The organism is Burkholderia sp. AU33545, from assembly GCF_020419685.1.
Classification (GTDB): Bacteria; Pseudomonadota; Gammaproteobacteria; order Burkholderiales; family Burkholderiaceae; genus Burkholderia; species Burkholderia diffusa.
In genome coordinates this window covers 253,342-265,602 of the sequence record NZ_JAIZRQ010000001.1, presented here as the reverse complement: position 1 = coordinate 265,602, position 12,261 = coordinate 253,342, and the positions used below count along the sequence as shown (strand labels likewise).

Here is a 12,261-nt window from a genome sequence, read left to right as displayed (position 1 = left end):
GCTAGCGGCCCTCGCGCGGCAGGTACGACAGCTTGCCGAGAATCGCATCGGCGAACAGCGCCGGCAACAGCGTCAACAATCGCATCCCGAACGCGAGCGTGCCCGGGAACGCGATTTCCGCCCGGCCCGCATGCAGCCTGCGGCGGATATGCCGCGCGGCACGCTCGGCCGACCACATGAACGGCTTGTCGCCGGGAAAGACATCGCTCATCGCGGTCTTCACGAATCCGGGCAGCACGATCGACATCCTGATGCCATCACGCGCCAGCACCGGCCGCACGGAATCGCCATAGGCCTTGATCGCCGCCTTGCTCGCGCAATACGCGGGCGAAATCGCCATCCCGCGCAACGCCGCGAGCGAACTGACCATCACAACGTGGCCGCGACGGCGTCCGCGCATGCGCGCGATCACCGGCAGCACCGCATGCAGCGCACCGTACAGGTTCGTATCGACCACGACGGTCGTGCGCTCGAGCTCCTCCCAGTCGTCGGCGTGCGCCAGCGTACTCGCAACACCCGCGTTCGCGATCAGCAGATCGATCGGGTGCGCGTCATCGAACGCATCCAGCCATGCGCGCAGCGCTTCGGCATCGCACACGTCGACAAGACCGCATTCGACCGTCGCGCCGCGCGCCCGGCAGGCCGCTACCACGTCGTGGAGGCGCGCGGCGTCGCGGCCGATCAACCCGACAACGACGCCGGGTCCGGCATAGGCCAATGCCAGCGCGCGCCCGAGTCCGGCAGTCGCGCCGGTGATCACGACATGACGCGGTTCAGACGAACGCATGACTGACCTCCACCTTGGTTGCTTCCAGTCGTCGCACGGCGCCCTCTACGGCCATGTGGATGCCAGTATCCGTATAGAAGTCGCCGTTGATCTGAGTGTGATGAATCACATAATCCAGAAACGCTTGGAACAGGCCTTCGTCGGGCCGCTCGGCATGCTCCCAGAAGCTGTCGAGTCCGCCTTGCCACGTCAGTCCCGGCATGTCATAGATCGCCACGCCCAGTGCGATCAGCGGGCAATGGTGGTAAAGCGCCGACATCCCGGTGGTACTGTTGACCAGCACCACGCCGCGCGTGTGGTCGAGCAGCGTCGGCAGATGGCCGGCATCGATGAACGCCACGCGATCGGTGATCCCGAGATCGCGCGCCAGCTGCCGGACGTGGCCGCGATAATCGAACACGCCCGTATCGAGAGGATGGTTCTTGATCAGCAAATCGTGCCTGCCGGGTGCGTGCTGCGCGAACGACTGCAGTACGACGTCGATCGATGCCCGCACGCTGCCGAATGGCGAATGGTGGACGATTTGCGCATCCGCATTGACCTGGAGCGGAAACAGATAATAGGGTCGACCTGCAAGCAGACGCTGCGTCACCCGCGCCGACTCATGATCGAATATCGGCTGTTTCAACGCGCGTGTTGCCAGTCCCGCATATTCGACAATGCCGTTGCGCGGACGATGGCTGCGATAATTCGGAAAACGAGAATGATACAGGGTATTAGCCGCACGATAGCGCATGTCGTGATAGGCGCGGACGGCCAGTCGATATCCGGTGGCGTGCCCCAGATCGCGCGGAGGCGTTACGCTGCGCTGATCCAGATACCACGCCGGATCGCGCGGCAGCAATGAGCGGCCATTGACGCCGTGGCGCTCGAGCGTCAGCCAATGCGGACGTACGTATCCTTCCTCGAATACATGCACGGCAACACCATGATCGCGGGCGACATGATGCACGGGCCGGTGAATGGCCCGACAGTCGCCGAACAGGATCACATCGGTCACGTCGCCGGTTCGAAGCGTTGTCGCATACCACGCGGCAAGCTCGTCCGGATGCGCGGTGTAATCGCTCGCGACGCCATTTCCGGAATAGGCCAGGTCTCCTCCACAGAAATTAATTCTGCGTACACGATGGCCGCGACTCCGCAACGCGTCGGCTAATCGGCTAAAGAACGGCGATGCCGTGCCCTGCAGAATCAGAAAAGAGCGTTGCATTATTAATATGATTTATCATTTTTCAATATTTTTACGCACACACACGAAATGAACGCCGAATGCGCCGGCAGTTAAACTACCACCCCTACCCCGATTTTTCGGCCCCGGATTTATAGGCGAACAATTGTATCGTTCTATGAGATAACCACGCAACCTTGGTTGTCCGAAAAACGCAATAGCGGATTTGCGCTGCCGATGCCGCCGGCGCCATCTTCGATGTCCGGCGGCTAAAGCTTCGCGAGCCAGCGTTGCAGCGACATGTAGAGTTTCTTGCGCGCCGAAATCCGATATTCCGAGTAAGTGGTCAGCGCCCACATCTTGACTTTCCCGGACTGCTGCGTCAGTCGATTTCGCTTCAGCTTGCCCTGCCCCGTCGATTGTCGCTGCGCGTACAGCAATGTAATTGCGTGGTGCGCGTCAATCACGGCGCGCGATACCGGATGGACATAGCGCGGATAGCGCAGCAGCGTCCCGGCAATCAGCTCGTCGAGCGTGAGCCGGCGAGTGCGACGCGACCAGACCGGATGCGTGTCCAGCAGACCGCCCGCGACTGGCACGGGCTCGGCGCCTGACGATACATTTGCGAAGACGTCGTGCGTCAGCCCCCAGCCGGCGTAAAACGGCGCACCATAGCAGACAACCCGCTTGCCGCGCAGCAGCGCCTCAAAGCCAGTCAACGACGTCATCGTATGCACTTCGTCGGCCTGCTCGACGCACGCGATCACGTCGGATTCAGGCGCCACGGCATCCGCGAGCCGGCATGCTTCGTGCAGCGCGACCGCGCCCGCACGGTTGCCACTGACGACATCGGGATGCGGCTTGAAGACGATGAACGCATCGGGATTGGCAGCCCGTACGCTCGACAGCAAACCGAGATTTGTGGAGATCCACGGTGAGCCGGTCCGGATCGATGCATCGTCCTCGACCTGCCCGGGCACCAGAATCACTTTCGCGGGACGGGGTGATGGCAGCACGACGCCTCCGTTGCCGACGTTGTACTTCCCGATACGCGCGTCGACCAGCGCCGTGCGCACGGAGCGGGCTTCGACGAGCTCCGCATCGTCGAAGCCGCCTCGCTCCAGGATCGCCTCCAGCCGCGACGGCGTGCGCGGATCGAAATAGATGCCGAGATCATCGATCACGAGAGAAAGCGGTGCAATCAGGTTCGAACCGAGACCGACGGACCGGATGAATCCATCCTCCATGCGAAGCACGGGGAGGCCCAGATCCTGGGCGACGGCAGCGACATCGGGACGGCGGGCGCCCCAAAGCACGACGCTTCGCGACGCATCGGGCGGCAGACGCCGCAGCGCCGCCGGCGAGTCGACAAAACGCACGCGCGCGCCGCCGTGCCGCAGAAACGGGGCGACTACGCTGCGCTTCCACAGGCTCAGCCCGACGCACACGAGTTCGCCTCTCGTGACCTCGTTCAGCCGGCGTTGCTTCGCGAGATGGGCGATCACGTCGAAGATCCTGCCGCGGCTGCCGGTTTCAGGATCGATGTAACGGCAATAGCGCAGGTACGCCGCGTCGAACAGTTGGAGGAGCGTCGCGCGACCGCGACGATCGGCGACGGTCGGTGCATCCGCATGGCGATCGTCGGTCAGCCCCCAGCCGGCGTACCACGGCAAGCCGAACGTCACGACCGGCTTACCGCACAGCAGCGCCTCGAAACCCATTTGCGACGAAACGGCGTAGACCTTGCCGACCCGCTTCAGCAGCGAGGGCGGACTGACGTCGGCCGGCAGCAGGCGTACGCGCGGATCGTTGAATGCAGCATCGACGAGATAGCCGGCTTTCTTGCCGCACATGACGTCGGGATGCGTCTTGATCCAGACCGGCTTGCCGGGGTTTTCGGCAAGCGCGGCAGCAAGCATGGCGCGGAACGATGACGCGTCGGCGCCGCCCAGGCGGACAGCGACGTCGCCATGGGTCTGGTCGATGACCAGAATCGCGTCGTCGCGCCAGTCGCCGGGAGGAACGAAATCGGGCGCGTGGTTGTATTTCGACAGGCCATGGCGAACGATCAGGGACATCGCGCGGCTGGCGTCGTGGCACGAGGCATCGGCATGGCCAACCCGCCGGGTAGCCGCGTCCTTCACCAGCATCTCGAGACGGGACGGTCGGCTCGCGTCGTAGTAGATGCCGAGATCGTCGATGACGATCGACAGCGCGGTGTCGCCGAGCACGCCGAGGGAAACGGAGCGGAGGAAGCCGTCTTCGATGCGCAGCACGTCCACGCCGGCACGCAGCGCCCATTCCTGGGCACGCAGGCCGCTTTCGCGCAGGCCCCAGCCGAGAATGCCGGCAATGCCTGATCGCTGCCATGGAAAACCGCACGAAACAATACCGTCGAGCCAAGGGGGCGTGCCGCACCATGCCCACAGGCCAACGCTTTGAATCGGAACGATCCAGCGTGGCGGACGACTCATAATTCCGCCCCGCCACGCGCGCTGCCATGCCGAATGGCGCATTCGGCACCTGCGGCCCGCATCGCAAACAGCTCCTTCAACTGCTGTACGAGACAACGAGCATACGGCCGGCGCGCATAGTGATGATCGAACCGGCGGGGATGGTGCCATGATCGTTTGACCAGGCCATCCACTCCGAGTGCATGCGGGCTCGAATCGAGGTACGGGACGCCGTGCGTACGACAAAATGCTTCAATGCGCGCATTGAATTCACGCGCCAGCTCGGTTCGCTCGCGCTGCGTTGCCGATACCTGTTGACGTACCGAGGCCGTCTCGTCGCGCGGCGCGGCCTGGTCCGCCAGCGTCGGCAACGGCGCGCTGAGTACGGCGACCCGGTGGGCCGCGGCCACTTCGGCAATGAACTCGCAATAGTTGCGAACCGCCTCGTCAAGCAATACAGGAATCGGGCACGATCGGAATTCCACCAGTTTCCACAGCGAATAAGCGGTATCGACTTCTCCAAGATTGAGCAGCACCCAATCGTGTCCTGAAGACTGAAGCCGGTCTGTGAAGCGTAGCAATGCAGACGTCGTCGAATGACGGTTGTCGATGCCGATTGCCGTTGCGCCCGGAACGTATTCGATGTCGAACCGTACGTTCGGCAATCTCAACGCAAACCAGACGTGCTCGAACACGCGAACGTGAGAATCCCCGAGGACCAGTACGTGTTGCAGCGGCCGCTTGCATACAAGCGCCGCACATCGACGCCACACGCGCAACAGCACACTGTCACGCACGCGTTGCATGATCGTACTCACCGCCCCAGCACCTCGGCAATCTGGCGCAGGCGATGCGGCCATGTGTGGTGCTTCGCCACGTACTCCGCACCAGCGCGTGCGCGCTCGAGATCACGGCTGGACGGGCCGCCGCGCAGCCGCGCGAATAGCTCGCGCGCCTCGTCGCCGCTGCGCACGACGTGACAGAAATCCGAGAACATCGCATCGACCGACCGTGCCGGCGTTGTTACGGCAATTCCACCGCAACCCAGGATCTCGACCAGCCGGCGCGAGAACATTGTCGGCGAGTCCTCGACCGTATTCACGTTCAGGGACACGACATAGTCGCGGTACACCTGGGCGGTTTGTTCATGTCGAACTGCATGCTGTACCTCCAGGTCGTCAAGCGCCGGAAATCGATAATGCGGCGCCTTGCGGCCCGAATTGCGGTCAACGACAGTCAGGCCCAGACCACTACCGCATGCCGCGCCGAACAGTGCGTCCTGCCACGCACGGCGACGCGCGTGGTTCTCGCTGCTGTAGCTGCCGACGAAGTTCGCACGCCGGAGCTTGAAGTCGAAGCCAGTGAAACCGTGCGTCTTCGGCTGGATCGCGAACATCAAGGTATGTACCGACGCCTGCGCGCCCATTACTGCCTTGTAGCGCGCCACGGCATTGGCGTCCACCGTGAACACGTGATCGAACAGCTTCGCGCTTTCCACGAAACGATCGAAGTGAACCGAATCTTCCTTGTTCCAGAACACCGTCGGAATACCGCGGTCCCTCGCAGTTTCGACCAGCCGGATCAAGGCGTGATTCGTCCGTTCGGGGTATTCCGGATAGGCGGCGATCTTGTATTTCCATCGATCACGCAGGCCGGACCACGCTGACTCGACCAGCAAATAGTCCGGACGCGAAAACGCCAGCCGCCAGCGAAATCCACGGGAAGACAGCGGAACGATACGACTATCGAAAATAAGGCTCGACGATGTCAGTCCGTCGGCAACCAGAGCGATAGTCGGATGCTTTCGGATACTCAAGTCCACTCCCGACGATCGGCCCGCGGCGCAACGCCGCGTGCCGCCAAAGCGGTTCCATGCCGCATCACGCCACCTTCTCCAGCACGAGCACGCCGTCGAGCAGATTTGCCGCATCTTCCTCGATATTCAAATAGGCGAGCGCACGCAATTTTCCGCCGCGGAATCCTACCGAGAATCCGTCATCCGGAATCGGGTTACCTTTGAAACGTTTGGCTAAATATTGCGCAACGTCCGGATGACTGCCTTCGGCCGCGCGGCTCGGAAACGGCACGAGAAAGCATGCACCCACCGGATGGCTTTCCGTGCTTTCGACCAGGCCGACAGCACAGAATTTCGCAAAGTCTCCGTCGGCCGGATATGCCAGGTCGATCAGCGGTTTACCGAGAAGAGAATCAAGCTTCGCCGCCAGCGCGTCCCGCTGCACTGCTTCCCGCACGAAATCCCACTTCTTCAGCTTGACACGCGGCTTCTGGCTCTCACGCGAGACGGTCGGAGTCGGAGCCGGGTCCAGGTCCGGGTCCCCCTCGCCCTCTCGCTCGGCCTCGATATACGAAATTGCATCCAGCGCACTGTCGTACGTGATGAAGCGCTGCGATCGAAATCCGAGGCTGCGCTTGAACAGGTTGATCCCCATCCCGTCGTCCACGACGTACAGATAGTTGATCGACTTCACCCACGAATATTTCTCGATCAACTCCTTCACGACGTGAAATACATTCAGGTTCATTACCCCGTTTTTCACGTGCTCCTTGTGGCACAGGATGTGGTTGATCTGCGCGAGCTCTCCGAACATGAAGAGCGTAATGTATGAAACCAGACGCCCTTCGTGCACGATACCGAAGAATCGTTCCGTGTGATATTCGCAGCCGGCCGCGCTCGGGTTCAGTACGTAAATCGGCGGATTCGAATAGTAGTACTCGGGAATCGGCCGCCCCTGACGCATCGGATCCGACGTGCGGATCTCGTAGATGTCCTGCTCGAAGCCTGCATGGCCACCTTCATGGAACCGGTATCCGAGGCGATTCGCCTTTCGAATCATGTTCCGCGACTTATCGCCAATCGATCGCAGATACGCGTCGACCGTATCGGGAATCGTCAGAAATGCGGGGCTGGCCTTCTGCAGGCTGGCGGGCATCAGTTCCCCGCTCGCGGCTTCGACAAACACCGGTTCCCGGCCAAAGCGCCTGACGTCGTGCCTTGACGCGAACGCGTCCATTGACGCGAACCATTTGTCGCAATGGACGACGCACTCCGGCCCACAACGGTGTCTTTTGAGCAGCAGGTTCGCACGAATCGCCGGTTCGCGCGTGATGGTGACCGCCTGGCTGCCGTCCTTGCGTTTCGCGCTCAATGCCGGACTATCGAGTACTGCGCCGCCCGCCTCGAAGCAGACTTCCGTGAGCAGGACGGGGCCGTCGAAATTCCAGGTCAGCACCTTGAGCGACGTAATCCTGCCGTCGACCGCGATCTCCGTCGTCAGCCGATCTTCGCGCATATCGTTCTTGAGATATCGAAAGTAGCCGACCCACGACTTCATGTACCCCATCGCGTGCATATCGGCGTCGACGAGATTATTGCCCGCGACGACGAGCAGCAGGTTGCGGTTCCCCGACAGGTCGCCGTTGACGATTGCGCTCAGACGGACGCGCGTCGCCGCCGTTGCGCGTACCGACACCTCGAGACCTTGCATCGCCTTCTGCAACGTCACACGGTCGCTGTACCAGGCAGTCGGCGGCGTTGCGTCTTCATCGCGGAACCGGTTTCCGGCCAGACGCAGCTTGTCCCGGACATACCTTACAAAACCCACGCTGCTCCCCTGCTTGTCAGAAGTTTCCGCGGTACCTGCCCCGTCTCGTGCCACATATCGATCGAGACGATCAAGCAAGTGGGTGTAATATCCGCTTACATAGTGGAACGGACTCTTTCCCCATTGATGATCGGTTGCACCGACCAGCAATGTCGGCTCGAAATGCAGGAATTGTTCGTCCGCGAGGTCCTCTCGCATCCGAGCATATTGCCTCGACAGGAATGCGTTCGCCTGCGCGATGTCGTCGCGCGAGTATGCGGGCGAGAAATCGGTGCCATCGGAACAGGCCGAGCTCCAGTACACCTCATTCACGATCAGTGCGTTGAGCCGATCCCCTGCGCTCAACGACGCGACCAACTGCCGCCAGCCGCTTTCCCACCGCTCGAAGAACGCATCCGTGAACGGCTTGATTACCTTGCCGCGGCGTGCCCCGACGTCGAATCCCGACGACAGCAGTTCGCCCGATACGGTACAGCATGCGCCGCGCTCATCAACGAACAGACTGAATCGGTCGTCGATCAGATCCATCAGCAAAAAATCGAATCCACCAGCGGCGAGCACCGTTACCAATCCGTGCCCCACGTCCGATTGAACCATCCGGCGCTGAAACGGCGATGCAATCGCGTCGAAGTCGACGTTCTCTACCACCCCCGACGCAAATGCGGTCGCGAACGAACTGCGCGCGAGATAACCCGCGAGCTCATACTGCTCCGCTTGCGGAAATCGATCGGTAAAGGCGTCTCGGCTCACGCAACTTCCATGAATCAGAAGCTTCGGTTTACTGCGCGCCATCCATTTTTCCTCGTACTTGCTTTTAATTGTCGTCACGCAATCGCGCAGCGCCCATTTCGAAGAATGGGTCCCTGCGCCCTGCGAAGTTCACCGCGGCCAGTGAACAATCGTCACCCGATCCGCCACCACCGAGGCGAATGATCGTCGAATACGCCCTCTCGCCATCTCTCGAGCGCAAGTCGATGCCGGTGGTCGGCGTGACCTTGCCGAACTCGAAGGCAGTCCAGCCGCGAATCCTGTCATCACACTGGCCCGTATATATATCGGCATTTGCACCCCGATGGATAAGGGTGCCAGCGAACTTTTGTGCGCTCAGATGAATGCACTCGTCGCCGGCCGCCGTTTCGATCTCCGGGCCGAGGAGGAAACGCTGCACGACGTCGGCGGTGTCGGGCGCCTCGAACGTGTCCACCACCACGACTTCGTCCGATCGCCCCACGAACACATAACGATTCAGCGCGGCGTCACATCCCGGCACCGTGTAGGTGCAAGCGATCCGGACACCGTCATCCGACTCCTCAAACCGCTCGATGCGCCCCGAGACCGGGCCGAACTTCGACTGCACCTCATGTCGCGGCAAGCCGTCAAGCACCGCCGGGACAATAGCACTATGACCGGTGGTCGACGTAATGCAACGTGAATAAGGATCACTCTGATCGTAGGAATAGCTCCCGGCGTCGACTACGACGTCAACCCCGTTGTACTGCAGATAGATCGACGAATCGTCCATTTGCTTGTGCCATTCCGTTCGCCCGCCGCACACCAGTGACAGGTAGAGGCCATCACGCTTCACCACGGCGAATCCCGATTCGAAGAAGCAGAACGCGCCATTTCGCGACGGCAGCCCGAGATCGTAGCGCGGCGAATCGCCTATCGGCGGAATTTTACCGTCGGGAAGCACACAGAGTTCAAGTGCACGGGACGCTCTTCCGATCAGGGCATCGATGTCGTCACGCAGATCGCCAGCGATCTGAAGGTTCGTGAGTACGGCGCGGAGCTTGCGGTACAGTGACAAATTGAAATTGTGGTAGCCGATCGTATTCTCATTGCAGAGCCCGTCCTCGTCGAACGACTGCGCTGCAAGCGACAGGATCCGGTCCGCTGCAATCTTCAGATAACCGCTGCCTTCACCGTCGGCCAGTAACGCACATACGTAGATGAGCGATGTCGCGCCCATCAGCTTGTGGTTGCCGACGCCAAGATTTTGATCGTCAGCCAGCCATTCTGCCCAGCGGTGGATTTCGCGCAGGAGACGCACCCGCAACGCCGTCGGGCCGCCAACCTCTTCGAGCAGTTGATGGCAGGTCAGCAACACCTTCAATCGCTCGCTAGCCGAGTGGTCGGCGGACGGAATACTGCCAATCGCAAGCCGATTCCCGGCAATCGCCGTGAAATCCATGAAGCTGGAGATCAGGTCGACCGCCAGCTTGCGTGCATCCGCGTCCTTCCGCTGTGCCCAGGTTGCGAGCAGACGGCCGACATACGCGAGCGAGTAATACCACATCCGATCGGCATTGAGTGCAAACGTGTGGTTCCACGGGAACCGTGTACCAATCTTGACTTCGATGCGGGTAGCCCCTGTCATGAACGACATTTGAGCGACGCCGGCCTTGAGCCAATCCTCGGCAAGCGGTTGGTAGTCTTCGACCAGACGCACGCGCTCCAGTCTTGATGGACGGACTGCCGTCGCTGCCAGGAAATCGGCTTCTGCCTTGACCTGAACATCCGCCGTTTCGGCACTTTCCGGCGGAGTGCCGGGTGCATCGGTTACCTTCTCGAGCACCAAGATGCCGTTGCAGAACTGTTCGGCCCAGTCGGTGATTTCGAAAAACGCGAGTGCACGCAGTTCGCCCCCCTTGAAACCTGCCCGAAAACCTTCGTCTCCAACTGGGATACCTTTGAAACGTCGGTTGAGATAGTCGACGACGCCATGACCGACCTTCGCATCGACCTGCGCCGGGAACGGAACAGCGATGATCGCCCCGGCGGGATGAACCGCGACAGACTTCATCAGTCCCTTGCCGATGTACTCGACGAATTGCTCCGGAGCCGGCTTCGGCATCTCGACGACCGCACGCCCGATCCTGTCGGCGACATGTGCGAGCGCGCCCTCCTCCGCGATCGCTTCGCGGAGGAACGACCATTGCGACAACCGGAGTTTTTCCTTTCCCTTACCCGATTGCTGTGCGCTCGGCTCGTCACCTGCATCGCCGGACGCAGATGGAGTATGGATGTCGGCAAACATCGCCGGCGCACCGTCGTATGCGAGGAAGTTGCGGGGGGTAAATCCGACGCTGCGCCGAAATGTGTCGATACCGCTATCGCGGCCGGCGATATACATGTAGTTCACCGCCTTGACATGAGGATGACGCGTAATCAACTCGTCGACCATGTGCAGGACGTTGAGATTCATCACCCCATTCGTGGCATGTGCCTTGTGGCAAAGAATGTGGTTGACCTGCGCCAGTTCGCCGAACAGGAACACGGTTATATACGACACCAACCGGTCGCCCAGAAAAATTCCGATGAATTTCTCGGTGTGGATTTCGCAACCCACCGGACTCGGAGCAAGTACGTATTGCGGCGGGTTCGTATGGAAATACTCGGGAATCGGGCGCCCCTGCCGCATCGGATCGGAAGTTCTGATGTCATAGATGTCCTGGCCCAGCGTCTCGGGGGCGATGTTCCTGAATTCGTAGCCGAGCTTCCGTGCCTTCCGGATCATGTTTCGCGACTTGTCCCCGATCGACTTTAGATATTCGTCGACCGAAGCCGGGATCTCGAGAAAGGCCGGTTGGGCACGCTGCCGCGACGCGGGAACCAATTCTCCCGTACGGGTCTCGACATACACATCTTCTCGACCGAACGCATCACTACGAGCCCGGATCGCGAACTCGTCCATCGACTCGTACCAGCGATTGCAGTGAGCGACGCAATGAAATCCACAGTTCTCCTTGCGAATCAGAAAATTGGCCAATAGCGGCAGGCTGCCGTCTGCGGCAAGCGTATGCCACCGCTTCACGACCCGCCGCGACTGACCGGGAAACGCCGGAACGGCATCCTCACTCGTCAGTACGACGTCCTCGAGTACAACAGGCGTCGTCATGTTCCAGGGCCGAATCTGAAATCCGGTCACCTCAGGAATCACCTCGAAATCGAATGCAAGTTTTCCGTCCTTGATCGACGGCAGCAGATACCTGTAGAAACCGGACGACGTCTTGATGAAGCCGATTTCCGCCGCCTTTGCTTCGGTCAAATGCTCGCCGGTTATCACCAAAAGCAGGTTGCCCTTCTCGGGCAGCGTCCATCCGACCATCGAGGACAAACGAACCGAGCTTTTGCGTTCAACGGTAAACGCACCGCTCAGCACCGCCCGCGCGCGATTCAGTACAACCCGATCGATCCATGCTTCATTCATAGCTACACCACACATTGCTC

General features: G+C 60.9%; 7 protein-coding genes. All 7 read right to left on the bottom strand.

The genetic code is table 11. The features are described from left to right. Position 1: 1 nt before the first annotated feature. The gene (locus LGM71_RS01140) at positions 2–787 is read right to left on the bottom strand and encodes an SDR family NAD(P)-dependent oxidoreductase (RefSeq protein ID WP_226113636.1); all 786 of its coding nucleotides are present in this window, start codon (positions 785–787) and stop codon (positions 2–4) included. Then, the gene (locus tag LGM71_RS01135) at positions 774–1,997 is read right to left on the bottom strand and encodes a capsule biosynthesis protein (RefSeq protein ID WP_226113634.1); all 1,224 of its coding nucleotides are present in this window, start codon (positions 1,995–1,997) and stop codon (positions 774–776) included. The genes LGM71_RS01140 and LGM71_RS01135 overlap by 14 nt, the downstream gene beginning before the upstream one ends. A gap of 227 nt (positions 1,998–2,224) precedes the next feature. After that, complete coding sequence (locus tag LGM71_RS01130; protein ID WP_226113632.1) at positions 2,225–4,471, bottom strand: capsular polysaccharide biosynthesis protein; 2,247 nt, start codon at positions 4,469–4,471, stop codon at positions 2,225–2,227. Then, entirely contained in the window at positions 4,426–5,226 is an 801-nt protein-coding gene (locus LGM71_RS01125) for an SGNH/GDSL hydrolase family protein (protein WP_226113630.1), read from the bottom strand. Before LGM71_RS01125 ends, LGM71_RS01130 begins: the two co-directional genes overlap by 46 nt. Then, positions 5,223–6,230, bottom strand: coding sequence for a glycosyltransferase (locus tag LGM71_RS01120; protein ID WP_226113628.1), 1,008 nt, complete (start codon positions 6,228–6,230; stop codon positions 5,223–5,225). The genes LGM71_RS01125 and LGM71_RS01120 overlap by 4 nt, the downstream gene beginning before the upstream one ends. A 58-nt stretch (positions 6,231–6,288) precedes the next feature. Beyond that, positions 6,289–8,823 (bottom strand): DUF6270 domain-containing protein, encoded by a 2,535-nt coding sequence (locus LGM71_RS01115; RefSeq protein WP_226113626.1) that lies wholly within the window; start codon positions 8,821–8,823, stop codon positions 6,289–6,291. 22 nt (positions 8,824–8,845) lie between these two features. Continuing rightward, positions 8,846–12,241, bottom strand: coding sequence for a heparinase II/III family protein (locus LGM71_RS01110; RefSeq protein ID WP_226113624.1), 3,396 nt, complete (start codon positions 12,239–12,241; stop codon positions 8,846–8,848). Positions 12,242–12,261: the final 20 nt, after the last annotated feature.